This is a genomic window from Chryseobacterium sp. TQ-BC-N36, assembly GCF_058382295.1.
The window spans coordinates 262,799-289,572 of sequence record NZ_CM178175.1 but is presented as its reverse complement, the minus strand read 5'-3'; the positions used below and the strand labels follow the sequence as shown (position 1 = coordinate 289,572).

The window sequence follows — 26,774 nt, the reverse complement described above, 5'->3', positions numbered from 1 at the left end:
ACAACAATAAAACAACATCATAAAACATTACAAAATGGCAGACCAACTTTCCATATCAGTTAAAATCAATTCCAGCCCTTCAAAGCTGTGGACGACTTTGACCGACACTAGATTAATGTCAGAATGGTTAGGCGATCCTGAAATGAATATAGAAGTGCAGACTGACTGGAAAGTTAATTCACCCATTTTAATTCGTGGATTTCATCATGTCAATTTTGAAAATAAAGGAATTATACTTCAATATGACAAAGAAAAAAGATTAAGCTTCAGCCATCTCAGTTCTGTGTCGAAACTTGTAGACAAAAAACAAAACTATACTGTTATTGAATTTATTCTGACATCCGTTGATAGACAAACACAGCTGACCGTAAACATTGAAAACTTTCCAACAGAAACGATTAGAAAACACTTTGAATTTTTTTGGCGGACCACTGTTTTCACCATAAAAGAAATAGCTGAAAATATGCCCCGGCATATTTGATATCTGATGACAAAAAATGTTTTGTAGATCAGATTATTACACCCTGTTAGTGGAGACTAATGCCAATCCTGTAGACGTGATAAAAATCGTAATTCCTATATTTCACTGATCCACTTTACAGCGTTGATTCCTGGCATAAAAAGGTACATGCCTCCCTTTAATGTATTGAAAGTCGGCATTCCAATAAAGCGCTTTGGTAAAGGATTGTCGGGCATCGTAAAAGTTCCTTTGCCTTCGTTGAGTCCTATCATAGGATCCCTTTCATTTTTGAGGCTGACAAAATTCCCGTTGTTCACCCATTCTTTTTGTAAAAACTCAAGGGTCTCCATAGCTTTTGCACTAAACGCTATAAAATAAAGCCCTCGTTCTTTGCCATCATCCTTAATACTGCCATTGGGTAGTGCAGGCCCATATCCTACGCCTTTTCGTATAATGCGGTGCAGGTTTACATCCGACATTACTGCCATTTTACTGTTACGTGGATTCATGCGGCGCATGTGGCTTGAGTAAGGTACGACCTTACCATTTTGGTCATTACTGAAATCAAAATCATTATTTTTTGTAGCATCAGCCCCTAATTCGGCATTATCTTTAAACGGGCACATATTTAATGGGGCTCCGCTCCGCCACCTGCCTATCATTTTAGCAGCCAGCAGGTCCTGCTCATCTTTCGATTTTGCCTGTTCGCTGAGATATTTATTGAAAGCTGCAACATGACTGTGATATTTTCTAAAAATGACAAATGTCCCATTCCTGGCTAACTCAGTGGGTTGTGGCATAGGATAATGATTGCCAGCTTCGTTAGTATATCCCAAAATAAATTCCCCCGCCTTTATGGGGCGTTCTTTTGAATTTAATTGCTCTGCCCCGCTGCCTTCAATTTCAGGATTACTGATCCCATCACGAAAACCAAAATGATTGAAATTACCTTCTATAGGAGTATCAAAATCGGCTTGAAAGCACAATTTAACACCTGGGTATTTTTCCAATACCTGAAGGGCAAGTGCTTTTTTGGAGTTCAGGTCATCCATATTCTTTGCAACGATCGAAACGGCAATATGGTTATTAGCTGCTTTAAAAACGGAATCCCACTTTCCTGGAGCGTTTTCATTAATATCCATCAGTTTTTCGCTGTGGGCAGCCATTCCTTTTTTAAAGGCTTCCGGAAAGCTTTCAATGGTAGACTGCGGAAGTTCAAGCTTCTTTAATCCCTCATAGGTAAAGGCAATTGCAAGCCAGGCATCATCATTATCCCACCAATTTTTTGCACTGGTAACATAAGGAACTATTTCTTTCAAAAATGCCTTAGCGGAAACAGTATCCAGAATTTCCAAAAAAACATTGACACCATGATAAGGTAATGGTCTGTCACGCAATATAATAGCTTGAATATCCTTCAAGTCTATTTTTTCGGCAGTCCGTTTGAATATTTTTTTTAAGAACATAAGACTATTAATTATTAATGTTGAAGCATTGGTGATAAAGAAGTTACATTTAATGTCCACCGACATGACACCAATACAATGCTATAGATGGTGCTTTGGCAGCTTACTGTTAATCACGCGAACTTGAAAGCACTACTGCAAGGGAGTCCATATAATCGCGCCAATGAATTATTTTTCTGTCTTTAATCGTTATGATTGAACAAAAGCGGTTGTGGTATTCTTTTTTTGTTGAAGGAACATTACCGTGTACCGCATACTCCAAAATAATTACATTAGCTGGGTTTGCAGATTTATACACGCGCAGACCATCAGCAGAATGCAGGATATTACCATATCCACTGAACCAGTCCATATAAACTTTACGCCCTTCAAGCCTGTTGGGAAATCCTTCAAAATTGTATAGAAATTCAAACACCGCATCTTCCGCAACGGCATCCCAAAAATGTTCTCCGTCAACTTCGTCTGCCAAACCTTCCATTACGATGTCGTAAAAAGGATCAGCATTTTTATTTTTAAAAGCTGGATGGGTTCTGTCTGCTTGTTCTATTTTCTTTTTCATCTTAGATTATTTCTTTAAAAGGGTGTAATTAAGTTCGGTTACCCCGGAAGTAAATTGCCGGGTAGCCAGGAGTTTTAAATTTATTTTGTCTTTGATGTCTATAAACAATGGAATGCCCTGTCCAAGAATAATTGGATTAACAAACAACCAGTAGCCGTCAATTAAATTCTGTTGAATAAGTGAATGTGTTGCTGTCGGGCTACCGAAAATCAGGATCTCACTCCCTGCCCCTTGCTTTATTTTATTGATTTCGTTGGAAAGGTCATCACTGATAATCGTTGTATTTGTCAAACCTGCATCATTCAATGTTTTTGATAAAACAATTTTGTGAGCCTTGTTATACCACTTTGAGTGGTGGATGTCGTGTTGGGATGCGTTCGGCTTATCTCCTGCGTTTGGCCAGTAAGCCTCCATCATCTGATAAGTAACTCGTCCATACAATGCAGTGTCTGTCTTGCTTATCCGTTCGCCAACATGATCAAAAATTTCTTCATCAACGTTAATCCAGTTCATTTCTCCGTTCGGTCCTGCTACAAAACCGTCAAGCGATATATGCATAAATGAAATTATTTTCCTCATACAATTCTATTTTTTTATTGTTGATTATGATTTGTTACTGATGTTAAATATTTGACCCCAAAGCGACACTATTGCTTAATGCATGTAAAATTTTACCCAAAAAAGTTCTTTCAGCATTCTGGGTTCTTTCCGTTCTTTCCCATTAATCTGCGCTTCTTCCGAAAACAAAATATATTCTGACTTCATTGCATTTTTTTTGAAACTTATAATTCCAAAAGTTTATTCAGACCGTCACCAATCTTTTCTAATCTTGTAATATCGGCAACGGTAAGGTTAGGGTGACTTACAAACCAGGCAGAAGCTGTAATTTGTTTGCTGAGTATAAATTCTTTTACTGTGGGCGACTTAATACCGGGCCATCCTTCAATATTTCCAAAAATCAAATCCATCATCTCCGGTATTTTGGTGGCAAAGTCATTGATATAGGTATCCCAATCACCGTCATAGCAAGTACAGAAAAGCAGCTTGGTGTCATTTTCTAAAAATACAAAACGCATATCGTGCAGTGTACCCACTTTTTTAGCTCCCGTAAGATTGCCTTTTAATGTTTCAAATATCAACTTAAGGTTTCTTGCTCCTTCGGGTTTTAGGTCAGTGATAATAGTCAATTCCGAAAGGTTGCCACTGCGTAGCCCGGCATCGGCATCGGTAACCACGTCGTGTGATTTTTCTAAGGGTTCACCAAGTGTAGCTAAATACAATTTCAGCTTTAATGCTGCATCCTGTGTGAGTTGTTTGATGTTCATACCCATTGAATTAGAGATATATAAATTTAATTAAAATAAATGATTTTAGTGTTTACTGTTTTACCCAATACATGGTTTTTGAAAAAATACCTTTGTGTGCTACAACTTTCAGCTTTTTCCCTTCCAGATAAATTTCACAGTTTCCTTTCTGTCCTGTCTCATGATTTTCTACATTTCCCTTCCATTCCTTTTTTTCAAAGCGTACATTATAGAGCGTAGGACGGCCTTTGGGATCCAAACCTGAAATTTTCCCGTTGTTATTGGAAGTAGTGATGGTAACGCCATCTTCAGTTTTCCATTTTCCTGTAAAATCATCTTTTGCAGTTTGGGCAAAAGATAGGGCGGCAAAAAACATGGAGAATACCAATACAATAAGTTTTTTCATTTTTTATTTTTTTTTAAGTTAATTGATGACACAAAGATCAATCTTTATTTCCTGCATCTCTTTTAGATATCTAAAAAAACACTTTTGGCTGAAAATTATTTTTTCCTTTTATAATTCTCAATCGTATCCATCGTTCCGCAGAACTCTACATTATTCCAGTCAGGATCATAGAAATAAACAGCAGTGTTACCCCCTGTTTCACCATCTCCCATGGGCGGTTTATCGTTGTGGGTTACAGTTCCGTAATTAGGTATATACCCTTTTTCCCTGGCTTGTTTTTCAAAATTTTTCACATCTTCCAAGCGGTTTCCACTTACTTCAAACGCAAAATGAAAAAAGCTCATTCCCGAAGGAATGGTAATTTCCCCCTGCCCATTCCTTTCCTCAATCAGCACCAGGCATTCTTCATGTTCGTCAGCACTCATATAACAGCATCGGATAGTATATCCTTCTTTGAATGGATGCGGTTCTGTTTCAGTTATCCGGCTTGTGCTTAATCCCACAAGGTCACTATACCATTTCCGGCTATCCTCAATACTTTGCACATATATTGAAAGCTGGTCTAAATGCGAAATCAATGATGGTTTAAACACTCCGTAATCGGCGGTTTTATTAGAAAACCTTTTGCCGGTAACAGTGCCTGGCAACAACACTAATTCTCTTATCCATTTTTTGCGCAGCAAAAACGAGATCTTTTGCTTAAATGGTGAAATAACATTGGGCGGTATGTATGTATTTTGTCTCATCTTCTTTGTATTTAAGGTTTCCATAAAATTTCTATCCAATGTCTGTCAGGATCCTGAAAACAGAACGCCAGCCAATCAGGCTGCATTTGTGCCGATTTCAACATCCTCCCTTGCCGTAATGGAATGCTCATGGCTTCAGCCTGTTGCTTTATTTTTTCAAAACCGTTTTTATCCTGCACTACCATTGAATAATGTAACATAGAATGGTTATCCATTTTTAATTTATGGTGCTTAACCATGCAAATGTCGTGGTGGTAAAACCCGAAACTGAAGAAATGCATTTCCTGTTTTGATATTTTCATTGCGGCACTGCTGTCAGGATGATTGAGTGCTGAAAATTGCAGGTCGAATAACTGCATGTAGAAATCTTTTGAACGCTTCAGATCTTCTACATAAAAAACATGGTGCTGTAATTTAGAAACCATAAGAAATAATTTTGTTGAGTTGCGTACCTAAATCAATTTTCCCATCAGCCGAATAGATCTTTGTTTTTACAATATCATTGTCTTGCAGATAATCAGCTTTCTTTTTACGGAGCACATTTACTTTTTTTTCATTGCTCAGCAGCCACGTTGCAATCCCCTGCAGAAACTTGCCTGGAGCTTTTATCACAACTCCTCCCGGCGTGCCTGTCAAAAGCAGATCACCTGCGGACAAGTCTTGAAATTCTGAAATTTCGGTCAGCGTTTCGGCGGGTTTGAAAATAAGCTGAGAAGTATTGGCTTCCTGCCGAAGCTGATCGTTGACCCAAAGCTGAATAGTAAGATTGTTCAGGTAATTGAACTCTTCTTTGTCCAGCAGATAAAAAACAGGCCCCAAAGGCAATAAGGTCCGGCAACTCTTGCCTTTATACCATTGTGCATAATCATCTTTGTATTGCAGGTCTCTTGCTGAAAAATCATTGGCCAGCACAAGGCCCGCAATGTACTCATGTAAGTTGGCTTCGGTAATTTTTACAGGTTGAGTAATATCTTTCCTGATGATTAAACCCAGCTCTACTTCATAATCCAGACATTGGCAGTCTTTGGGACGGATCACGGGGCTGAAAGCTCCGGTAATGGAACTTGAATCTTTTGTAAACAGTACATTGCCGCTTGATTGGCTGCTCAAGCCTGATTCTTTGCGGTGAGAAGCATAATTTACGCCCTGGCACAGCACCCGCAATGGACCCGAAACCGGTGCAAGGATTTCTACTTGTTGAAAATCAAATGTTTCCTTTTCCAAATTTTTGTCAATCAGATAAGTCTGTGGTGCCTCTATGATTGCCATCAAATTAGGAGGTTGAAGAACAAGTTGCGAAATTTTTTCGCCAGATAGACCCCCCCACAGGGTGTTGCCATTTTTTTTGTATTTTACGATTGATATTCCCATAACCATTTACTTTAATTGATATTTAACCGTGTAATTTCCTAATGCATCCTTTACCTTTTCGGCAATGATACCAGGATTTTTTCCTGTTGTGGTAATGTATGCCACCATACCCCATTGAGGTGTCTGGTCTACATTAATTTCAAAGTTTTCGATTTCGCTGATAGATTTCAATTCATTGCTGAACACCCTTTTTATTTCAATTTGTGTAAGCCCGGGCTTGAAAATTTTACCTACCGCGGTAAGCGGAATGACTTCTACAATAAAAATTTCTTTTGGTATTGCTGCTTTTTCGGCAATGTTTTCCTGTGCAAAAGTTCTCAGTTCTTCTTCTGAAACCTGCTGATTGGGTTTGAGCTGCACAAAGGCAACAGGCATTTCGCCCACCCGCTTATCGGGACTGCCGATAGCTGCTGCCATTGCAACAGCCGGATGTTGCGACAATGGCTCTTCAATGGCTTTTGGGTCAATGTTGTGCCCGCCACGAATGATCAGCTCTTTTTTACGGCCTGTTATCCAAAAATAGCCATCTGCGTCTTGTTTGCCTGTGTCACCTGTATTATACCAAACATCATTTCCGTCATTAATCCATATATTTTCATTATGCCGGGCTTCTTTGTAACCGGGGAAAATGTTGATGCCTTTGCAGACAATGATCCCGATTTCATCTGTTTCGGCATCACGCATATATTGTCCTGTTTTTTCCTCCAAAACCACAATTTTCATTTGGTGGTGTGGCAACGCCAGACCAATAGACCCTACTTTGCGCTTACCGAAAGCAGGATTGGCAGAATTAGCACAGGCACCTTCTGTGAACCCGTAGCCCTCTATGATCTTTACTCCGGTACTTGCTTCAAAGTCGTTGAACAATTTAACCGGCAAAGGAGCCGCACCGCACAAAGCATACTCCAGGCTGCGAATGTCTTCCCTCTCCCTTGGTGTCTCCAGTATCATCTGCAGGACAGTAGGCACGGAACTGAAAAAGGAAATCTTGTAATGCTCTACAATTTTCCAAAAGTTTTTGATAACGCCTTCACCCCGATAGCCTGACGGTGTTGCCAACAAAATGCAGCCACCACTCAAAAGCGGCGCGATGCCTGTAACAATAACGCCATTAACATGAAACCACGGTAAACCACAAAGCAGTGTTTTGTAGCCGGTTAAATCAGCCCAATTCATAAGCGACCATGCATTGGCAATTTCATTGCGGTGGGTGTGCTGTGCTATTTTCGGTTTACCTGTTGTACCCCCTGTATGAAAGTAAGAAGCAATAGTATCGGGTGAAAAGGTACGCTGAAAAGAAAGATGATCTTCCGGATACTGGCTTACCGTTTTGTGAAAATCCAAAAGGCGGATGTTATGCGATGTTCTGGGCTTTTTGACTGTGAGCTGTACAGCTATTTTTGGAATGAAATCTAGATATCGGGCAAGATTTACGGTGATAACTGTCTGTAAAGTGGGTACATCAGCAAAAATGCCCGATACTTTTTCCCAAATATCGGTTTTAGGGAATGGTGACAGCGTAACCAAAACTTTTGTACCTGCTGCATTCATAATCTCCGCCATTTGCGAGGGTTGCAACAACGGATTTACAGCATTCACAATGCCTGCGGTTTCTGCGCCAAAAAGTGTAAAAACGGTTTCGGGAGAATTAGGTAAAATGTAGGAAACAACATCGGTATCTCGAATGCCTAAATCACGGAACATATTGGCTGTAGCATTAATTTTTTTGAGTATCTCTTTGTATGTCCACTCTGCCGAATGTTTGAACTTAGTGCCCTGCAGGAAAAACTTTAATGCAACACGATTCGGATATTTCGTAGCACTTCGGGCAACCGCTTCGTAAGTGCTGTCTGGCAAATCAGGTAATGGCTTCTGCTCAAAATCCTGGACATCTTTTCTGTTTGCTATATTCATATTTTATTAATCTGTTTAATTACTGATAAGCTGACTAATGCAACCAATAAAACCGTGACCAAAACAGCCAATATATAGCTCTGCCAGGTTTCTTTTATTTTGATTAAGGTATAAAAGACACCTGCCATAATAAGCAACAAACCAATAGCCGAGCACAAAGCGTAGTATTGCGTAAATAAACCTGCTGTAAGAATGGCTTGTAAAACAGCGACAATATACATGGATGCTGTACTGTAACCTGCCTTTTGAAAAGTCGGCTTTGATTTGCCCATCAACTTGCTGATCATTGCCAAACCAAAAATGAAAGCAATGCTGTATGTGATTGAAGTTATCATATCTTTTTTGTTGGTGCTGATGATATATTTTTCATTTTTAGTTGAAATTCCCTGCACAGTTTTTCAGCACTGTTACCTGATGAGAATACATACAGATCGGGACGGACAATGAAATAATAAGCTTTTCTTTCCGCCCATTTCCGTAACTCTTCAGCATAAGGTTCGGTGTCAAATACTACATATTTCAATTTTAATTTTTCGCAGAGGCCAGCAATATGTGGCGCTCTGCTTTTACCGATTGATACCAATGTCCATTCATTCGATAAAAGCATATCGGAATATCTGTTTGGGTCAATTTTCACTTGCGGAAACAGATAACGCTTCGCTTTTCCTGTACCCCAGAACCCATTTCCCAGCGGATTTTTTGGCAAATGAAAATTGAGCAGCCAGCCTTTGATCAATGGGATTTTTGACAGCACTTTCAACACCATCCAAAGCCGTGTTGTAAAGATCCAGCCTACCAGAATTGTCAATCGGATATTAAACTTTACATGTGGATATCGTTCCGTTTGATAGGTTTTGAGGATGGAATCAGGCCACTGCTTTTGGAGAACAGCATCCAATTTCCAGGTGAAGTTCATTACATCCCTGAAACCTGCTGCCATACCCTGCCCGGTGTAAGGCGGTGTGGTGTGTGCAGCATCACCAGCCAAAATGATGTTTCCACGCTGCCACTCTTTTGCCAAAACACTTTTCACAGAATATAACACCCCATGCTGGATTAGCAGGTTGCCGGTATCCGCACCTATTTCAGACAAAAGCTGTTTGATTTTTTCGGGCTTCTGGATTTCTTCTTTGCTCAGACCATTTGTATAATTCAATTCCCAGCGCTTGTGGTTGCTTATACCATTCATCCTTACCCAGGGTTTCTTATGGCTGCATATTTTTTGAACAGTATTATATTGATCCGGCGTGGGGACTACTTCCAACGCATCTATTTTCAAAATGTCTTTATCAAATCTTAAATCTTCCCGGTTAATACCTAATTTATTTCGGGTAAAACTGTTGGCACCATCGCAAGCGATCATGTATTTTGCAGATGCCAATCTTTCGGTATTTGAAAAAACGGTTATCCCGTCATTGCTTTGTTCGAAATCAGTAATGCCCTTATAAACAAGATTGACATTGGGAAAGCGTTTGCAACCATTGCGTAAAATAGTTTCCAGTTCGGGTTGCAGAAATAAAAAATGATCAGAAGAAAAGCCTCCCGGAAAAACGCTTTTAGCACGAAACAGCACATTGAATTTTTCATCAGTCAGTTCTAAACCGCCTGAAGGCTTCAACTGTGGCAACAATTCATCAAGTAAGCCTACAGACTGCACTATACGAACAATTTCTTCATCCATATGAATGGCTCTCGGGAAACTAAACGCTTTTTCAAATCTGTCAACACCTAAAACCTGATATCCACGCAAACCTAATGTGTTGCAGGTAAGCAACCCAACAGGGCCTAAACCGCATACTATGATATCATATGCTTTGTAATCATTTACTTTATCTTCTTGCATTACCTTGCTTTTATACAGCAAAGTTGCGCAACATTTTTGGAGGAATTTTTTCGATATCTAAAAAAATGACGACGTCGTAAAAAACTATTTTGACTTTTCCCCTCTGATTACACTTAAGGTAGATTGGGTAATCCCCAGATAGGATGCAATATGTCCAAGTGATGAACGAAGAAGAATATTGGGATGCCTTTTGATTAATAGCTGGTAACGTTCTTGTGCCGATTGAAACTGGATCGAATAAAGCTGTTCGGCAAGACGTTTAATGGTGCTAACCAGAACATGTCTGGAAAACCGTTGCAGCGTAGTGTCAGTATCTATAATTTTTTCAACTTTCATAAAATCCGCTGTTCGGATTATTCCGTTTTCCAACATTTCAAGATAATATGGATATGGCTGATGTAAAAATATGTTTTCAATGGGAGCATAAAATTTAGTTTCATCAAAAAAATCGTGTGTAATATCCTTGCCGTCTTTAAGGTAATATAAACGCATCATCCCTTTTTCAACATAAAATATTTTCTTTGACTGCTTACCTTCACTCAATAACTGGTACCCTTTTGGTAATTCTATATATTCAAAAAACTCTTCAACGATCTGTGCCTTTTCGGTTGAAAGACCTGCTGCTTTTTGTAAGTATTCCAGTAATTCCATAATAAAAATTTTATTTACAAAAACCAATGACGTTCCCTTAAAATCAGGCAAAATCAACCGGCTGCTGTTTTTCAGGGCATGCCACCAAACGGACTACCTCACCCCTCTATTGGCTAAAATAAGAAAAAAAGCTAAAAAAAGAAGGGCGAAGCATTTTTTGAATGCTTCGCCCTTCTGTGTGATGTCAGCGGTACATGTTATTTTTATGGCAAAGGAAAAGGGCTCTCTTTTTTTCTAAAAACACTTAATGCTCACCATTGATCCCTGAAGTTTTTTTATACTTAGCTTCATTGATCTTATATTCTGCCTTGGCATCAAGAATCTCCGATTTCGCTTCCTGCCAGAGAACCTGGGCTTTCAATACTTCTTCTGCTACAACGGTTCCTGCGTCATATCTGTCCTGGTTCAGTCTGAGATTTTCCGTGGCCTGAACAAGAGATTTTTCAGCAAGCTCGATGCGTTTAACAGATTGGTTGAGCTGCATCACGGCATTCTGTAATTCCAGCACCAGAAGCTCCTTCGTCTCTTCCATTTCAAGCTTTTGAGCATTGGTTTTATACTCCTGTTCTTTTACTTTTTCTTTTCTTGCTCCCCAGTCATAAATCGGAATGTTTACAGACAGCATTCCCACAAATCCCTGCATATTATTTTTCCTATCGATAGGATTAACATTTTTACCAAAACTGGAAAAGCCTATTCCCGAAAGAGCTACCGTAGGTTTTCTGTCTCCATCCAGCAGTTTTTCCTGAAGTTCATTTATTTCTACTGCCTTGGCAAGAATAAACAGTTCTGGCCTGTTCGTCGGTTTTAGCTGACTGTCGGCCAAAACACCAGTGAAACTGCCGTTTACAGCATCTTCCACATCAAAATCGGAATTGGGAAGTCCTGCAATCTGGGCAAGGTTTAGTTTGGCGATGCTAAGACCATCTTCCGCACGCTTCAGATTGAGCTGCGCCTCGTTCTGCTGAACTTCCACTTTCAACAGATCATTTTTATACGTCAGCCCTGCATCAAAAGAATTCTTTACATTGGTATGGAGCTGATTCAGAAGTTTGATGTATTCTTTTGCCAGCGCTATTTTCTCCTTGGCATTTACAATCTGCCAGTACATGGTTTCCACAGAGAGTTTTACCTCTTCTTTGGTAAGGTCCTTCTGCGCCATCTGCAGATCTACTGCTGTTGAAGAAAGCTTTTTCCCGGTTTCTACCTTCCCTCCGGCATATAGAACCTGGGTAACATTCACATTGGCACTCCCCAGTACTTCCGGTATCAGGTTCGAAAGCGGTTTCGAGAAATAATATCCTCCCACACTTCCGTCCACGATAGGTTTCCCACCTGCTTCTGCAGCCGTTCTGGCAGCCTTGGCAGCTTCTATATTCTGTTGTGCTTTTTTGATCTTTTTATTATTCTCTAATGCCAGATCTTTGACTTCCTCCACAGAAACTATACGTTCCTGGGCCTGAGCACCTATTGACGCTGTAAACAACAGCACCAGGACTATTTTTGATATTGTATCGTATATTATTTTCATTTTTTTTACATAAAGGTTGCCCTGCAACACTAAACAAATGAGTTTATAACAAGGAATCAACGCAGAGCAACCGGTTAAAAAATTGATATTATCATTATTAGTGATGAGGTTTGGGTTTGTATAAAATAACCTCGTCGTCCGATTGATCTTCAGGTGTTTCATCTTTAGGTACCGGATCTTTTAAAAGCTTGTAATACATCACCGGAACAATGAAAAGAGTAAAGATCATGGAGAAGATCAGCCCGAAAGCCAGCACACTTCCCAGCGGTGCCCACATCGGGGATTTACCAAGGATCATCGGAACTACACCTACGGCCGCCGCAGCGGATGTAAGGAATATAGGACGCATTCTTCGTTTGGCAGCCGCCATAGCCGCAGCCTTGTGTTTATATCCATGTTCCCTGATAAGCTCATCGGCATAATCTACCAGAATGATTCCGTTTCTTACCACGATACCTATCAAGCTGATGATTCCCATAAAACCTGTCATTCCCAATGGATTTCCGGTAATGAAAAGTCCGAAGAAGGCCCCGAAAAGGCTCAGAAGGAAAGTACAGAGGATGATGAGGGCTTTACCCAGATTTTTGAACTGAAACAGCAGCGTAAGGAAGATCAGGATAAGGCTCACAGAAAGTGAAAGCATCATTCCTGGTGTATTTTCCAACGTTGATTCCGCATCTCCTCCATATTGAATGGTCGTTCCTACCGGGAGCGCAAGTGCTTCAATTTTTGGTTGGGCCTCTTTGAGGATTTTTGAAGGCTTAGGGCCAAGCTGCGCTTCTGCCAATACACTGGTGTATTTGATACCATTCCTCCTTAAAATGACACCGGTATGCCATTCCGGTTGTAATGTTGCTACTTCCTTCAGCGGAATCTTTCCACCGAAATATGACTGTATATGTAGATTTTCCAGGGCATCCATATCTTTTCTGCTGATAGAATCATATCTTAAAAAGATATCAACCGGCTTATCACCTTCCCATAAGGTAGAAACGGAATATCCTTTCAGTCCGGCCCCAAGGGTCTGGGTGATGGCCTGATTGGTAATGCCAAGACGATTGGCCTTTACATCATCCACATTCAGCTTTACACCCATATAATCATACTCACTGCCAAGACGCACATTGTTGGTTCCCGGAGTGTTCTCAAGGATCTTTTTCACCTCAAGGGCTACTTTCCGCTGATCGGCTTCATTATCACTTACCACACGGATGTCAATAGGTGAACCCTCCTGGAAGCTGAGCTGCTTCAACTTAATGTAGCCATCAGGTATAAAGTTCTTCAGTTTTCCCAGATATTCTTTCACCATTTCATTAGATGCATCGTTACTGATTGTCGTAATGAAAACCTGTGCAAAATATTTTTTTGGAGATTCCGGCGCATAGGAAGTATGGAATCGCGGTGAACTCATTCCTACAAAGCTGGTGATATCCACTACCCGATTGTCTTTTTTAAGGATCTTTTCAAGTTCTTTTACCTTAGCTTCCGTTTTCTCCAAAGAAGTTCCGTTAGGCATCCAGACTTCCATATTGAACTGATTCCGTTCAGTGAGCGGGAAAAACTCCGGATCTACTTTGGTAGCAATAAAGAGAGCACTAACAATAGACAGCACACCAATAAACATTGTTGTTTTAGGCCATTTAAATGCTAATCCAACCCCATTATCAAAAACGGTCTGAAGATGGTCCAGCATATTTTTTTTCGGAGGCCTGTCACTTACTTTATGCTTCAATCCTTTTTTAATGAATACATAACAGGTGTATGGCGTAAGGAACAGCGCGACCAGCATTGAGGTAATCAATGCAATAGCTACCGTAATCGGGAGTGAAAACATAAAATCTTTTGCAATACCATCCATAAATAAAGCTAATGGAGCAAATGCAAATATAATAGCCATTGTTGCTGTAAATATTGGGAGCGACAGCTGCTGGGCAGCCTGCCATGCTGCTGTCCATGGGGTAATGCCTTCATCCAGCTTTTCGATATAGTTATCGACGACCACTATGGCATTATCCACCACCATTCCGAGGACGATGATCAGGGCTGCAAGGGTTACCTGGTGAAGCTCCAGACCCACGATCTGCATGAGCCCAAACGTAATGATGATAGAGATAGGTGCTGCTGCAGAAGCCACACCGGCTACCCGTACAGGAAGCAGTAACATCACCACCAGCACCACAGAACCTATTGCCATAGCAAACTCCACCATGAAATGACTGATACTTTCCCCAACCGCTTCCGGCTGATTCACAATCGTCTTCATATGAATATCCGGTGGGAAATCTTTCTGAATGTATTCAATCTTTTTCTCCACTTCCTTCCCGAAGGCTACGATATTGTTTCCAGGCTGCATGTCAACGGTAAGTACCATGGCCTTTTCATCTCCTACCCTTACCAATGAAGAAGGTTCTTCAAAACGTCTTTCAAGGTCAGCCACATCTTTCAGCCTTACAACATCGCCTGCCGGCGTGGTGTAGACGATCTGCTCAGCAATATCGGATATATTTTTATATCGGCTGTTGGTAAAGACCGGGATGATGGCATTGGAACCTCCGGATATTTCCCCATTGTATCCCGTTACATTCTGTTGCTGTATGGCGCTGACCAGTGTATTAATTCCAAAACCGTACTGCTGTAGTTTCTGGTCATTGATCTTAATGTAGATCTGTTGTTTCTGACCTCCGGATCGGTTGATCTTGGAAACCGTAGGTATTACCTTCAGACCATCTTCCAGCTTATCAACATATCTTTCGATCTCAGCATATGTTCTTTCTTTGGAAGATACAGAAATGATCATTGCCGTTACATTGGCAAAATTACTGTTGATAAACGGTCCGACAACTCCGGCAGGAAGCTTTGGACGGAGATTCGCATCCATATCAAGCTGAAGCGTGTGCCAGAATTTCTTTCGGTCTTTGACATCAGTATTCATTTCCACAGTGAAAAATACCTGTCCTTCTTTCACTTCAGCTTTGACTTTTTTCTTTTTGATCTCTTCAAAGGAGAAGAGATACTGTTCTATTTTTTTTGCCACTTCCTCCTCTACCTGGTGCTCATCAGCTCCGGGATAAAATGCATATACAGCAGCAGTCGGAATCTCGATCCGTGGATTTTCGCTTCGGGGCATATTCATCAGGGAATTGATCCCCATTACCATCAACAGGACTACCATCACGATCACTACCTGCTTGTATTTCATCGCAGCCTCCAGAAAATGCACTTTTTTCTTCGTCATTTTTTTATTTCTTTTGAATTAAAATTTAACAGGCTGGCCATCTTCCAGCCGTGTCTGCCCGGAAATAACTACCTGATCATTGGGAGCCAGCCCGCTTTTAATAACTACATCGCTTGCACCTGCCATATTTTGCATTTCTACTCGCTTTTTAAAGGCAGTGGTACCATTCTTAGCAGATTTTACGGTATACACATAGCTTGAACCGTCCGGGTCTTTGAGTACTGCCTGAGCAGGAAGGATAATGGCATCTTTGCTTTTACCTGTATTGATGTTGATATCTGTGATCATCCCCGGAAGGATCTGGCCTCCGGGATTGTCGAGACGTATCTTTACCGTATAGGTTCTGGAATTGTCATCTGCCTGAGGATTGATAATCGTAATATTTCCGTGGATTGTACGGTTGAGACTTGGAATGGAAACCTCTGCAGGAGTTCCTATTTTCAAAGCGCTGATCTCATTCTCCGTGATGGATGCAGTCGCATATATTTTATCGGTCCTCACGATAGTAAATGCCGGAACTCCGGGTGCTGCCGCAGCGCCGGCTTCGGTAAGCTTTTGGGAGACGATCCCTGAAAACGATGCATAAAGCTTTGTATCTCTCAGGTTCTTCATGGCAATATCCCGATTGGCTTTAGACTGTGCCAACGCTACTTTTGCAGCGATATAATCCCTTTCCGGTAAGCTTTTTTTAAGATAAAGCTGGTTAAGTCGGTTGAAATTATCCTGGGCCTGATCCATCCCTGCGCCGGCAACAGCCAGGGCGTTCTGATAGGTATTGGTTTCAATGGCCGCTAAAAGCTGACCTTTGGAGACCCTCTGCCCCTCCTGAACATATACTGCGGTAACACGACCGGAAACTCCGAAACCAATGTTCACGCTGTTGTCTGCCAGAATATTTCCACTGTAAGAGAATGTTTCAGGTTGGGAAACTACCTCTATTTTTTGTATACCTACCTTTATAGGGTCTGCTTTGACCGTAGCTTGTTCTTTTCCTCCACATGATGAAAGCATCAGCAGGCTTCCTAATAAAAAAAGACTTTTCGTTCTTTTGACTATCATAAAATAAATTTTTACCGTTAAAGAGAATTCAATTGTAAATTGGTTCACCCTGCAAATTTGAGGTAAGGAAATACATGATAAAAGGTCTGTTTTTGTCTGATATTGGTCTAAAACGAAACGATTATTCTACATAAAACAATAGCTTAATAATGCCGATCTTATTGACACAAACCATTTTACACTATACAAAGACCTTTGCATATTTTTATCATTTGTAAAATCTGCTGACTGCGTTTTTTAGTACTCCAAGGGTTGCGTATAATGTTACTTCCTTTTCACAAATCGTAGTAAGGGTAGCACATCCGCTGCTATTTAAAAAACAAATTGCGCTAAAGCCCCTCCTTTGAAAATAATAACTGTTGCAAAAGCATCTCATCTCTTATATAAGGATAATTCTAGAGATCATTATTTGTTCAGATTTTGACCAGTTTACACCGAATTCAGACCTTTTTTATTACCATTTCACTACGGAAATTTGCATTATTAACCAATATGGAAGAAATAAATGAAACGCCGGGCCGTATCTGTGACCAGTAATCTGATTGGTAAAAAAGAAGTTTGGGAACTGATTACAGATATTGACCACTGGAATAAATGGGATTTCAACATTGAACGCTCAGAAAACAGGGAAACTAAAGTCGGCAAACTAAGCTCATTTGTACTTAAACACCGTAATTTTCTTACAGCGAGAGGTGTTGTTGAGGAATTTATACCTTATGAAAACTTCACATTCCGAATCCGGCTTGCCGGAGCCAAACTGTACAGAAAATACACAATGGAAGAAACAAAAGATGGATTGAAAATAACCATTATTACTTCTGTTTCGGGATTTTTGGCCGGACTATGGTATTTGTTGGTGGTAAAAAAAATTGTAAGCGATACTCCCGAAGATCTTACCATAATCGTTGAACAGATAAAAAATAGAAATGAAAAACAATGTACTTTTTGAAACAAAATTCAAAAAAATTATAGATGCTTTCTGGCTTAGGGAAGATATCCTGGAAACAATTCCCAACTGTGAATGTGAGTATCTCGACAACAATTTTAGACTTTTGAGTGTATCTTCTGAAACTTTATTTTCGGAAAATGAGCTTAAACCTGTATTTGAATTGTATGAAACGGAATTCTCTATTTTGGAAAGAAACAGTTCGAAAATGAGGTCAGAACATATTATATCCAGATAATGAATACTCCACCAACAAAAATTTTGAATACTGAAGAAAAAATAAAGGAAATTACCAAATATCTGCTTTTCGTGAAAGGCAGGTTCTCTGCCACAACACAACATATCGCACAAAGCGCGGGTATGGACAGGACAGCAATACATTATTATTTCCGTACGAAAGCCAATCTTGTTAACATCGCCATTGGGGAGATCATCAATGAATTTCCCGCACCCGCCTGGAATGATATTAAAGAGCTCTCTCTAAAGGAGAAACTGGAAAGATATATTGATTTCAATACTGAGAAAAGCAAAAAATATCCCTATCTGGATATTTATATTATTACACAGAGTGATGAATACTCAGAGTTCGGGCAGAAGTTATTTTTCCCGCTCACTGAAATGATACCCGAGATCTCAGTTTGTATCTGTGAAGGAAGAACAAGCTACAACAATCCCTTATTGTTCCTTATCGATCTTGTTTCCATGGTTTCAGGTTTCCATATCTCTGCTGACTTTTTCAGGAAAAGATCAGATATTGTATTGTCATCATCTTTCTATCATCATCGAGCTGAAAAGATTATAAATTTATTTTTAAAGTAAATATGAAATTGGGAAAATCAACTGTATGATGAATTTTCCAGTTTACAGCATAATCCTTTGGCTTATTTATTAACTTTACTAACGTTCATATTAAAAGCTATGACTCATAAAGATATTGTTTTTCATAATCTCCACGATCTGTTTAAAATGATTGACAAAAATGGTGATTTTCAAAAAAACAACAATGATTTTTTCATCATCCGGGAATCTCATGACCTGGATGAAAATTCTTACAAATATCCTTTCAGAACAGATAATTGCGCCATTATGCTGGTTGTGGAAGGAGAAGGTAAAATACAGATTAATCTTGAAGAAATAATCGTCAAAAAAGATGATATTGTTATTTTTACACCCAACTCAATTATTCATCCAGCCCACAAAGATTCTTACATCAGGGCAAGAGGTATTGTCTTCAGCGATTCTTTTGTTCAAAAAAATATTCGCCATATGCACTATATTAATGAGGTCATCTTCTTTTCCGAAAGAAATACCCCGATCTTGCATCCCGGCATTAATGAAAGGGAAACCATAAGGTTCCTGCTTGATAAGATCAGTCTGGCGGATGAGCAGGAAAATTATTATTCAAAAGATATCATCAATCATTATTTTAATGCGCTGCTCCTTGAACTGATGATAATATACCGCTACAATGACACGAGGACCATTGATTCTAAAACATCAAGAAAGAAGGATCTTATCAATCAGTTTCTTATCCTGCTTTCCGAACATTCCAAAAAAGAGAGAGCTGTTGAGTTTTATGCCGAGAAGCTGTTTGTGACTCCTAGCTATCTGACACGAATCGTAAAAGAAGCCTCTGGTGAATCTACCCGTACCATTATTACCAATTCGGTCATTATTGAAGCGCGTGATCTCCTCTTGAATTCTAATCTTTCTATCACCCAGATCGCAGAAGAACTTAATTTCAGCGACCAGTCTTTCTTTGGTAAATTCTTTAAAAAGAAAATGAAAATGTCTCCCAAAATGTTCAGGGCAAAAAATAAATGAAAATGAAAATGATATACAGCAGATCGCGTTAACCAACGCCTTAAGTGCCACAGTGACAAATGATGATTTTCGCAGTAAAGGAATTTCATACTATAAACAGAAAAATTATCACAAGTACCTATATATAGAATACAGGGGCTCTTAAATTAAATCCTATGTCAGTTAAAAATAAAAAACAAATCGTCATCATAGGTGGTGGGTTTGCAGGGATCAACCTAATGCGTTCACTGGCTGATCAAGATGAATTTGTTGTTACTCTGGTGGACAAGAACAATTACAATTTCTTTCCGCCTCTTATCTACCAGGTCGCCACCGGCTTTCTTGAACCTTCGTCCATAAGTTATCCGTTTAGGAAATTGGTCAGAAAACACCAGAATGTTCATTTTTGGCTAGGCGAATTTCAGGAAGTAAATCCCGATAAAAATAAAGTAATTCTGTCCACAGGCGAACTATCTTACGATTACCTTGTCTTTGCCACAGGCACAGTGTCCAATTACTTCGGGATGGAAAATGTCATCAACAATGCCATTCCGATGAAAACACTGGAGGACGCGCTTAATATGCGCAATCTTTTATTGCAACGAATGGAAGAGGCCTCAAGAAGCCAAGATGAGCAGAAGCGAAAGGAATTGTTGTCTATTGTCATTGCCGGCGGAGGTCCGACAGGTGTGGAAGTAGCAGGAATGCTGGCAGACATGAAACACAGTATCATTACAAAAGAATATCCTGAGCTCTCGCATTTAATAGAGGAAAACAATCTATTTTTGGTGGACGGTGCCAGTGCCTTGCTATCGCCGATGAGCGAAAAATCTCAGCAATATACTTACACGTCATTGCTTGACCTGGGAGTGACAGTAAAGCTGAACACGCAGGTAACAGATTTTGACGGTAAACAAGTTTCGTTTAAAGACGGCTCAGTCATCAACACACAAAATCTTATTTGGGCAGCAGGTGTTACCGGACAACAATTTTCTGGCATTCCTGAAAATTGTTATGGTAGAGGAAAACGGCTTTTGGTTGACCAATACAATTGCGTTCGGGGATTCCAAAATATTTATGCTATTGGCGATATCTCCCTACAGCAGACCGATCCTGGTTTTCCTGACGGACATCCGCAGTTGGCGCAGGTTGCCATTCAACAAGGGAAAAGACTTGCCTGCAATCTGTGTGCAGCCATAAACCATAACCTCTTAACTGCATTTCTGTACAACGATAAAGGTTCAATGGCTATTGTGGGAAGGAATAAAGCCGTTGTCGATATTTCTAACAAAACGCATTTCAACGGCAATTTTGCCTGGCTTTTGTGGATATTTATCCACCTGATGTCGTTTATCAATTACCGCAACCGTATTAAAACCTGGTTCAACTGGTCTGTTGCCTACATTACACACGACCAATCTTTACGCTTCATCATTAATTCAAAAAATCGAAATTAAATCGATAATGATTGACCTAGAAAATAGTATTAACAATAAAATTTTTTAATTATGAGCATTAAAAATGTAACAGTTGCAGGAAGTGGCGTTTTAGGTTATCAAATTGCCTTTCAAACTGCATTCCACGGATTTAAAGTGTCCGTTTATGACATCAGCGATGAAGTTTTAGAAAAAGCAAAAGCAAAATTTCAAAATTTGGCAGAACGCTACAAAGCGGATATAAATGCTACACAACAGCAGATAGATACCACATTGGCCAACTTAAGTTACACTTCAGATCTGGCAGAAAGTGTAAAAGATTCAGATTTGCTGATAGAAGCTGTCCCCGAAATTCCCGAAATCAAAATTGAATTTTACAAAAAATTGGCTGACCTAGCACCAGAAAAAACCATTTTTGCAACGAATACGTCTACTTTGCTACCCAGTCAGTTTGCCGCAGAAACAGGCCGGCCGGAAAAATTCCTTGCATTACATTTTGCCAATGAGATCTGGTCCCGCAATACGGCCGAGATCATGGGGCATCCGGAGACATCCGCAGAGACATTCGACACAGTGGTTGCATTTTCCAAATCTATTGGAATGGTAGCGTTGCCATTGCATAAGGAACAGCCCGGATATATCACCAATTCTCTGATTGTACCGTGGGTAACAGCGGCGCTGAAATTATGGAGTGGCGAGGTGGCCGATTACAAGACGATTGATAAAACCTGGATTATTGGGACAAGTTCGAATTTTGCACCATTTGTATTTGCAGACATTGCCGGACTTAATACAGCTTATAATATTATCAGCACCCTAGCAACAACAATGAATGACCCGCTGCTGCATCAGGCTGCCAAAAGGCTTAAGGAGGAATACATAGATAAGGGTAAATTGGGAGTTTCCACAGGCGAAGGGTTTTACAAATATCCCAATCCTGAATATCTCGAAGCAGATTTCCTAAAATAGTTCAGGTATTTATTTATGAAATTAAGGGCGGCTATAAATCAATAGCGCCCTTTTATTATTTTTTTGGTTTTGTTGAATCAAGTTTGCAATAACTACCACGTTTCCTTTAGATTGACCTCACTGGCACAAAACTCGAACTCGCTATTGCAAGATTTACGAAAACCAAGTGCTCTTGAAGATGCATATCGCATTCAAAATCATCTATTTATAAATAAGCCAATTATCTAAACACGCTTTTTTGGAGAGATATTAATGTATGAAAAAGAACACTTTTCCAACTCAATAAAAGTCTCTTCTTTAAATATTATTCAAAAGTGGTTGTATTTGATCATAATTATCACAACTAAAGGATCTATTATTATTAATGTAATATTCTGTTATTACAAAATACAAAATATTCCAATATTTTCGATACCGATAAATATAAACTACTAACACATGCAAAAACTCTTCGGAAGTGCATTTCTATGCATAGTCTTTAATATGTCTGCTCAGGAAGTGGTATGGCAGAAAGACATCAAATCCTCCACCCAGGATTTCCTGAGCCAGGTTACAACAACCATTGATCAGCAATACCTAATTACAGGAAGTTCTATACAGTCAGGAAGCGGAAAGCTGGAGGCTGGAAGTAAGCAGAACAACGGTTATGATTTTCATCTGGTCAAGCTGAACCAGCAGGGAGAAGAAATCTGGGAAAAATATTTCTCAGGACAAAATCATGATTATTTATCAGCTACAGTCACCACACAGGATGGCGGATTTCTTTTGGCTGGCACTTCTTATTCAGGCAAAGGGCTGGATAAAAAAGAGGATTCCAAAGGAGGATCTGATATCTGGCTCATTAGAATCAATGAGTTTGGAGATGAATTATGGCAGAAAACCTTAGGCAGCTCTTCTGATGAAGAAGCCAGAGCGGTTATCCAGACTACAGATTTAGGATTCTTTGTGGCCGGAAATATACAGGGTTCTTCAAAAGGCTACGGCTCCAAGGATGTCTTGATTACAAAACTGGACAAAGACGGAAAAGAACTTTCACAGCTTATTTTGGGTGGAAAAGGATTGGATGAGGTGGAGAAGATGATTCCAACAAAAGACGGAGGAGCTTTACTAGGAATGTATTCAAGGAGTTCAGCTGTACAAAGTCCTCAAAATACATCCGACACCCGACATCTGACAACGGTACAAAAACAAAGCGACAACTTTGGCGAAGGCGATTACTGGATCGTAAAGCTGGATAAAAACGGAAAAGTGGAATGGGAAAAGAACTTCGGAGGAAAAGGTGATGATCATTTGAGAACTCTTGCATTAACCTCAACCGGATTCATTATCGGTGGAGAATCCAGATCAGAAAGATCAGGAAATAAAACGGTAGGATTAGAAGAAGGAACGGACCTATGGTTAATTTCTTTAAATGACAGAGGCGATGAACAGTGGCAGAAATCTTACAATTTCAAAAACCGTGATATTCTGATGGGAATGAGTGTTCTTCATTCAGCAGATGACAAATCTTCCAAAGGAATTTTATTGGGAGGTTATACTCAGTCTGAGGGAAGAGTAGAAACCGACGATGAAACGTTCTGGATGCTCTATCTTGATCAGGATGGAAATGAACAGTGGAGAAAGCACGTGAAAGGAGAATCCAGAAAGAAGGAAGAAAGGCTTTCAGATTTGAAACTCAACAGAGACGGTTCTATTATACTGGCCGGAACCAGCGCAGAAGAGCTTGGAAAAGAAAACTGGAAGATTGTAAAGCTGGGAGATAAACAGGTTGACCAGTTAATTGAGAAATACGATATCAAAATCTATCCGAATCCTGTTTCTGATTATGCTTATGTAGAAATTGGCTTTGATTTTAAGGATGCAGATATTCTGTTGTATGATATGAGCGGAAGACAGCTTCAAAGTATTAAAACAAAGAATACGGTGACAAAGATTAATACACAGGCACTGATTCAGGGAGCTTACGTTGTTGTGATAAAAACAGATGCGAATAAAACAGCGAATGCTAAACTTATAAAGAAATAAGGTGATGAAGAAGTTTTTCCTAATAATTATACCCGTTATCATACTAATAACCGGACAGGCTGATTTTTTTGCCCAGAACTATAATTTGCATAGTGTCGATATTGATAATGCCCTCACTCCGACTGCTTCAGTATATTCACTTGGAAAATATGGTAACAGTTCTTCTGTAGACAACAAAGGAAAATACAACCAGAATATCAGTTTGGTTAACTTAAAAACAGGTAACCTAAGTTATAGCATGAATCTGCAGTATTCCAGTAATGGCCTCAAACTAAATGACTGGGGTGGAAGACTTGGTTTATTGTGGAGTGATAACTTTACATCTGTTATTTACAGGGTAGTCCGGGGAATAGCAGATGGCTCCAGTCAAAAAGTAAATGAACTGGGAAGTGGCGGAGGCTTTAGCCTTGAAGAATACAAGACCATCAGAAACATGTATGAATCCAGCAGCAGTGGCTATACCTCTGGAAAAGACGGAGAATCCGATATTTTTTATTACAATATTTTTGGATTGTCCGGTAGCTTTATTATTGTAAATGGCGAAGTAATTCAACTCAACTACAACAAAAAAATAAAAATAGAAGCAGGAGCTTCCCTAAGCAGTTTTACCATTACAACAGATGATGGTACAAAATACTCTTACGGACAAAACGAAATGCTGGAAAAAACAGCCTATAATACCCTATGCCGGGAAGAATATGCAACTCCTTTGCAAACAACAAGTGCATGGTTTCTTACAAAGATTGAAAGTATGGATACAAAAACCATCAACTTTCAATACGCTACCATTAGTTCACAACATGTAGATGATTATAATGAATCTTTTTTAGTAAAAAATAAAGCTTATCCGGGAGATGAATACTGTGTAGATCCCTGGGGAAATCCTGTACCTCCCGTGCCTCAGATCATGGAAACCTTTTACTGTACAAGAAGTAAAATTTTTGAAACTAAAGTACTTACAAAAATAACATCCGATGATTTTACCATAGATTTTTATTACAATAACAGAGAAGATATCGGTAATGAAAAGCTTTTAGATCATATTGATATCAAAAATACATTCGGAAGCGTCGTTAATAAAATAAAATTCAGCTATGACAAATACGGGAGCAATTTAAGTGTACCGGTTCATCAGGAAGGAATTCAGATCAGGTATTTTCTTAAAGAAGTTAAAACCGGCATGAATTCCGATGTTTCTTATCAGTTTCAATATAATAATCCCGAACTTCTTCCAAGACGTTTCAGTAATAGTATTGATTTAATGGGTTTCTATAATGGTAAAAACAACACCAGTCTTTTACCGGGAGAGTTTGTTCAAAAGCTCTATCCTTTATTGGCCGGAGGATCATTTATGCCTTCCATTCCGTATGGAGACAGAACCGCATCATTTCCACATTCCCAATACGGTTTATTAAAAAAAATAACATTTCCAACAAAAGGAACGGAATCAATTGAATATGAAGAGAATAAAATCATAAAAGATACCATAAGCAATCTTATTCTTCCTTATTATGGTGTAAGAACAAAAACAATCACTCTGGATGGAAACGGTACCCAGCCAGTTGTAAAAAATTATATTTACGACAAGTTTAAATTTAATAATGTAAACAAACTGGTTTCTGAAAATAAGCCATCATCCCGTTATTTCAATGCAGTGGAAATGTATAATGATGAATTTGGAGGATTTCTTACAACTCCCGTTGACGGTATTATTTTTAATTGCGCCTCTTCAAGTGGTGGTCCAGGTGTCAGCTATATCAGACAGGCAATATTCAATTTTTATAAAATAAACTCTTACAGCAAATATGATAATAATATTTACGGGGATTTTATTGCTTATGAAAATGTAACCGAGGTACTGAATCAGAGCTCATATACTTCTAATTTTTATAGTGTCTGGGAAGAAAATACAGCGATTGATCTTGTAGGATATCATTCCTTATTTTATCCTTTAAGTAATCTGAGATGGAATAGTAATCTCAATTTTGCCAACTATTTTGGCACAATAAATAACGGTTATCTGGTGAAGAAATATCTTGTGAATGATTATCAGTACCGAATATATAAAATAGTTGATAATTATACGATCAACAGAGATTATGTGCCTATGAACGAGTTTTCGAATAACATAGCCTACATTGACGAAAATCTTAAAGCCTATTCAGTTGCTAAATATCTTTTACTTGGCCAATGGTTTAATAAAACAAAAACAACAGAAACCACCATCCTGGATGACGGAGAAAAAATAGCAAAAGAAACCGAATTCAGCTATTATGATATCACCGGGTACAATAATCTTAAATCAGTTGCCAATAAATACAGTGATACGACTACAGACAGAAAAGATTTATTTTACTCATATACAGGAGATTTCTTACAAAATTACATGGTAGGAATCCCTGTGAAAACCGAGGAATTTAAAAACGATAAAATTACCGGAAGAACCTATTACAGATATAGCAAAGTATGGTGGCATCATGAAAAAATATTTCCTTCAGGAATCAGCAAAACAAATCTGAACGCACTGATTCCCGATAATGAATGGACCGACGGAATCAAATTTGACCAGTATGACAATAAGGGAAATTTATTGCAGTACACCACAAAGTTCGGCGTTCCGGTAACCTTGTTATACGGGTACAATAAAACACTGCCTATTGCAAAGATCGAAGGATTAGATTATACTGTTTTTTTAAGCTTCTCATCTCTCGGAGTCAATGCTTCGGGCTATGATAACCTGGAAATATGCCAGAAATCCAATGCCGATGTAGATGCTGCTTCAGAAGAAACTCTTCTGACTGCATTAAATAATTTCAGAAAAAATCCTGCTGTTTCAGGTTATCCGATCACGACTTATACTTATGATCCACTTGTAGGTGTGACCTCGATCACTTCGCCGTCCGGCATAACAGAAAAGTACATTTACGACCCTGTGACCAACCGTCTTAAAGAAACAAAACAGATGGAAAAAGACAGTAATGGAAATTATATATACAAAAATTCAAAAGAGTACCAATACAATTATAAACCATAAATTATAGAAACTAAAA

Annotated in this window: 24 protein-coding genes; 9 read left to right on the top strand and 15 right to left on the bottom strand. The window is 39.2% G+C overall.

Annotated features, from left to right (window positions below; translation table 11 throughout):
* Window positions 1–34 precede the first annotated feature (34 nt).
* Window positions 35–481: an SRPBCC family protein gene (locus tag AC3FI7_RS01240; RefSeq protein WP_491461207.1), complete on the top strand. Its 447-nt coding sequence runs from the start codon at window positions 35–37 to the stop codon at window positions 479–481.
* Window positions 482–576: 95 nt separating this feature from the next.
* Here the strand turns inward: AC3FI7_RS01240 and AC3FI7_RS01235 are convergent, their stop codons facing one another.
* The 15 genes from AC3FI7_RS01235 to AC3FI7_RS01165 form a co-directional block, all read right to left on the bottom strand.
* Window positions 577–1,926, bottom strand: coding sequence for a Dyp-type peroxidase (locus AC3FI7_RS01235; protein WP_491461206.1), 1,350 nt, complete (start codon window positions 1,924–1,926; stop codon window positions 577–579).
* A 109-nt stretch (window positions 1,927–2,035) separates the two neighbouring features.
* Window positions 2,036–2,485, bottom strand: coding sequence for a nuclear transport factor 2 family protein (locus AC3FI7_RS01230; RefSeq protein WP_491461205.1), 450 nt, complete (start codon window positions 2,483–2,485; stop codon window positions 2,036–2,038).
* Between the two features lie 6 nt (window positions 2,486–2,491).
* The gene (locus AC3FI7_RS01225) at window positions 2,492–3,064 is read right to left on the bottom strand and encodes a dihydrofolate reductase family protein (RefSeq protein ID WP_491461204.1); all 573 of its coding nucleotides are present in this window, start codon (window positions 3,062–3,064) and stop codon (window positions 2,492–2,494) included.
* A gap of 203 nt (window positions 3,065–3,267) precedes the next feature.
* Window positions 3,268–3,810 carry a hypothetical protein gene (locus AC3FI7_RS01220; protein ID WP_343658109.1) on the bottom strand — a complete coding sequence of 181 codons (543 nt, stop codon included), beginning with the start codon at window positions 3,808–3,810 and terminating at the stop codon, window positions 3,268–3,270.
* A 52-nt stretch (window positions 3,811–3,862) separates the two neighbouring features.
* Complete coding sequence (locus AC3FI7_RS01215; protein ID WP_142722245.1) at window positions 3,863–4,195, bottom strand: DUF2147 domain-containing protein; 333 nt, start codon at window positions 4,193–4,195, stop codon at window positions 3,863–3,865.
* 95 nt (window positions 4,196–4,290) lie between these two features.
* Window positions 4,291–4,941, bottom strand: coding sequence for a VOC family protein (locus tag AC3FI7_RS01210; protein WP_142722244.1), 651 nt, complete (start codon window positions 4,939–4,941; stop codon window positions 4,291–4,293).
* Between the two features lie 11 nt (window positions 4,942–4,952).
* A complete protein-coding gene (locus AC3FI7_RS01205; RefSeq protein WP_343658106.1) occupies window positions 4,953–5,366 on the bottom strand; it encodes a VOC family protein in 414 nt (137 codons plus the stop codon).
* Window positions 5,356–6,312: a fumarylacetoacetate hydrolase family protein gene (locus AC3FI7_RS01200; protein ID WP_491461203.1), complete on the bottom strand. Its 957-nt coding sequence runs from the start codon at window positions 6,310–6,312 to the stop codon at window positions 5,356–5,358. Before AC3FI7_RS01200 ends, AC3FI7_RS01205 begins: the two co-directional genes overlap by 11 nt.
* 6 nt (window positions 6,313–6,318) lie before the next feature.
* Window positions 6,319–8,226, bottom strand: a complete 1,908-nt coding sequence (locus tag AC3FI7_RS01195; RefSeq protein WP_491461202.1) for an acyl-CoA synthetase — start codon at window positions 8,224–8,226, stop codon at window positions 6,319–6,321.
* Window positions 8,223–8,561, bottom strand: coding sequence for a hypothetical protein (locus AC3FI7_RS01190; protein WP_142722240.1), 339 nt, complete (start codon window positions 8,559–8,561; stop codon window positions 8,223–8,225). Before AC3FI7_RS01190 ends, AC3FI7_RS01195 begins: the two co-directional genes overlap by 4 nt.
* Window positions 8,558–10,069 (bottom strand): FAD-dependent monooxygenase, encoded by a 1,512-nt coding sequence (locus AC3FI7_RS01185; RefSeq protein WP_491461201.1) that lies wholly within the window; start codon window positions 10,067–10,069, stop codon window positions 8,558–8,560. Before AC3FI7_RS01185 ends, AC3FI7_RS01190 begins: the two co-directional genes overlap by 4 nt.
* 84 nt (window positions 10,070–10,153) lie before the next feature.
* Window positions 10,154–10,720, bottom strand: a complete 567-nt coding sequence (locus AC3FI7_RS01180; RefSeq protein WP_142722238.1) for a Crp/Fnr family transcriptional regulator — start codon at window positions 10,718–10,720, stop codon at window positions 10,154–10,156.
* Between the two features lie 244 nt (window positions 10,721–10,964).
* The gene (locus tag AC3FI7_RS01175; protein WP_491461200.1) at window positions 10,965–12,251 is read right to left on the bottom strand and encodes a TolC family protein; all 1,287 of its coding nucleotides are present in this window, start codon (window positions 12,249–12,251) and stop codon (window positions 10,965–10,967) included.
* A gap of 97 nt (window positions 12,252–12,348) precedes the next feature.
* Window positions 12,349–15,486 carry an efflux RND transporter permease subunit gene (locus tag AC3FI7_RS01170; protein ID WP_491461199.1) on the bottom strand — a complete coding sequence of 1,046 codons (3,138 nt, stop codon included), beginning with the start codon at window positions 15,484–15,486 and terminating at the stop codon, window positions 12,349–12,351.
* An 18-nt stretch (window positions 15,487–15,504) separates the two neighbouring features.
* Window positions 15,505–16,545, bottom strand: a complete 1,041-nt coding sequence (locus AC3FI7_RS01165) for an efflux RND transporter periplasmic adaptor subunit (RefSeq protein ID WP_343658100.1) — start codon at window positions 16,543–16,545, stop codon at window positions 15,505–15,507.
* Window positions 16,546–17,050: 505 nt separating this feature from the next.
* Here AC3FI7_RS01165 and AC3FI7_RS01160 point away from each other — a divergent pair.
* The 8 genes from AC3FI7_RS01160 to AC3FI7_RS01125 all read left to right on the top strand — a co-directional run bounded on the left by AC3FI7_RS01160 (window position 17,051) and on the right by AC3FI7_RS01125 (window position 26,758).
* Window positions 17,051–17,494 carry an SRPBCC family protein gene (locus AC3FI7_RS01160; protein ID WP_491461198.1) on the top strand — a complete coding sequence of 148 codons (444 nt, stop codon included), beginning with the start codon at window positions 17,051–17,053 and terminating at the stop codon, window positions 17,492–17,494.
* The gene (locus tag AC3FI7_RS01155) at window positions 17,472–17,729 is read left to right on the top strand and encodes a hypothetical protein (RefSeq protein ID WP_142722234.1); all 258 of its coding nucleotides are present in this window, start codon (window positions 17,472–17,474) and stop codon (window positions 17,727–17,729) included. The genes AC3FI7_RS01160 and AC3FI7_RS01155 overlap by 23 nt, the downstream gene beginning before the upstream one ends.
* Before the next feature lie 23 nt (window positions 17,730–17,752).
* Entirely contained in the window at window positions 17,753–18,310 is a 558-nt protein-coding gene (locus AC3FI7_RS01150) for a TetR/AcrR family transcriptional regulator (RefSeq protein ID WP_491461197.1), read from the top strand.
* Window positions 18,311–18,409: 99 nt separating this feature from the next.
* Entirely contained in the window at window positions 18,410–19,315 is a 906-nt protein-coding gene (locus AC3FI7_RS01145; protein ID WP_491461196.1) for a helix-turn-helix domain-containing protein, read from the top strand.
* A gap of 155 nt (window positions 19,316–19,470) precedes the next feature.
* On the top strand, window positions 19,471–20,751 hold the full coding sequence (locus AC3FI7_RS01140; protein ID WP_491461195.1) for an NAD(P)/FAD-dependent oxidoreductase: 1,281 nt from the start codon (window positions 19,471–19,473) through the stop codon (window positions 20,749–20,751).
* A 51-nt stretch (window positions 20,752–20,802) separates the two neighbouring features.
* Window positions 20,803–21,699 carry a 3-hydroxyacyl-CoA dehydrogenase gene (locus AC3FI7_RS01135; protein WP_491461194.1) on the top strand — a complete coding sequence of 299 codons (897 nt, stop codon included), beginning with the start codon at window positions 20,803–20,805 and terminating at the stop codon, window positions 21,697–21,699.
* Between the two features lie 438 nt (window positions 21,700–22,137).
* The gene (locus tag AC3FI7_RS01130; RefSeq protein WP_491461193.1) at window positions 22,138–23,724 is read left to right on the top strand and encodes a T9SS type A sorting domain-containing protein; all 1,587 of its coding nucleotides are present in this window, start codon (window positions 22,138–22,140) and stop codon (window positions 23,722–23,724) included.
* A gap of 4 nt (window positions 23,725–23,728) precedes the next feature.
* On the top strand, window positions 23,729–26,758 hold the full coding sequence (locus tag AC3FI7_RS01125; protein ID WP_491461192.1) for a hypothetical protein: 3,030 nt from the start codon (window positions 23,729–23,731) through the stop codon (window positions 26,756–26,758).
* Window positions 26,759–26,774 lie beyond the last annotated feature (16 nt).

Excerpts from the sequence above, each read along its gene's own strand:
- AC3FI7_RS01240 (WP_491461207.1), top strand. The coding sequence starts at position 35 with ATGGCAGACCAACTTTCCATATCAGTTAAAATCAATTCCAGCCCTTCA.
- AC3FI7_RS01235 (WP_491461206.1), bottom strand. The coding sequence starts at position 1,926 with ATGTTCTTAAAAAAAATATTCAAACGGACTGCCGAAAAAATAGACTTG.
- AC3FI7_RS01230 (WP_491461205.1), bottom strand. The coding sequence starts at position 2,485 with ATGAAAAAGAAAATAGAACAAGCAGACAGAACCCATCCAGCTTTTAAA.
- AC3FI7_RS01225 (WP_491461204.1), bottom strand. The coding sequence starts at position 3,064 with ATGAGGAAAATAATTTCATTTATGCATATATCGCTTGACGGTTTTGTA.
- AC3FI7_RS01220 (WP_343658109.1), bottom strand. The coding sequence starts at position 3,810 with ATGAACATCAAACAACTCACACAGGATGCAGCATTAAAGCTGAAATTG.
- AC3FI7_RS01215 (WP_142722245.1), bottom strand. The coding sequence starts at position 4,195 with ATGAAAAAACTTATTGTATTGGTATTCTCCATGTTTTTTGCCGCCCTA.
- AC3FI7_RS01210 (WP_142722244.1), bottom strand. The coding sequence starts at position 4,941 with ATGAGACAAAATACATACATACCGCCCAATGTTATTTCACCATTTAAG.
- AC3FI7_RS01205 (WP_343658106.1), bottom strand. The coding sequence starts at position 5,366 with ATGGTTTCTAAATTACAGCACCATGTTTTTTATGTAGAAGATCTGAAG.
- AC3FI7_RS01200 (WP_491461203.1), bottom strand. The coding sequence starts at position 6,312 with ATGGGAATATCAATCGTAAAATACAAAAAAAATGGCAACACCCTGTGG.
- AC3FI7_RS01195 (WP_491461202.1), bottom strand. The coding sequence starts at position 8,226 with ATGAATATAGCAAACAGAAAAGATGTCCAGGATTTTGAGCAGAAGCCA.
- AC3FI7_RS01190 (WP_142722240.1), bottom strand. The coding sequence starts at position 8,561 with ATGATAACTTCAATCACATACAGCATTGCTTTCATTTTTGGTTTGGCA.
- AC3FI7_RS01185 (WP_491461201.1), bottom strand. The coding sequence starts at position 10,069 with ATGCAAGAAGATAAAGTAAATGATTACAAAGCATATGATATCATAGTA.
- AC3FI7_RS01180 (WP_142722238.1), bottom strand. The coding sequence starts at position 10,720 with ATGGAATTACTGGAATACTTACAAAAAGCAGCAGGTCTTTCAACCGAA.
- AC3FI7_RS01175 (WP_491461200.1), bottom strand. The coding sequence starts at position 12,251 with ATGAAAATAATATACGATACAATATCAAAAATAGTCCTGGTGCTGTTG.
- AC3FI7_RS01170 (WP_491461199.1), bottom strand. The coding sequence starts at position 15,486 with ATGACGAAGAAAAAAGTGCATTTTCTGGAGGCTGCGATGAAATACAAG.
- AC3FI7_RS01165 (WP_343658100.1), bottom strand. The coding sequence starts at position 16,545 with ATGATAGTCAAAAGAACGAAAAGTCTTTTTTTATTAGGAAGCCTGCTG.
- AC3FI7_RS01160 (WP_491461198.1), top strand. The coding sequence starts at position 17,051 with ATGAAACGCCGGGCCGTATCTGTGACCAGTAATCTGATTGGTAAAAAA.
- AC3FI7_RS01155 (WP_142722234.1), top strand. The coding sequence starts at position 17,472 with ATGAAAAACAATGTACTTTTTGAAACAAAATTCAAAAAAATTATAGAT.
- AC3FI7_RS01145 (WP_491461196.1), top strand. The coding sequence starts at position 18,410 with ATGACTCATAAAGATATTGTTTTTCATAATCTCCACGATCTGTTTAAA.
- AC3FI7_RS01140 (WP_491461195.1), top strand. The coding sequence starts at position 19,471 with ATGTCAGTTAAAAATAAAAAACAAATCGTCATCATAGGTGGTGGGTTT.
- AC3FI7_RS01135 (WP_491461194.1), top strand. The coding sequence starts at position 20,803 with ATGAGCATTAAAAATGTAACAGTTGCAGGAAGTGGCGTTTTAGGTTAT.
- AC3FI7_RS01130 (WP_491461193.1), top strand. The coding sequence starts at position 22,138 with ATGCAAAAACTCTTCGGAAGTGCATTTCTATGCATAGTCTTTAATATG.
- AC3FI7_RS01125 (WP_491461192.1), top strand. The coding sequence starts at position 23,729 with ATGAAGAAGTTTTTCCTAATAATTATACCCGTTATCATACTAATAACC.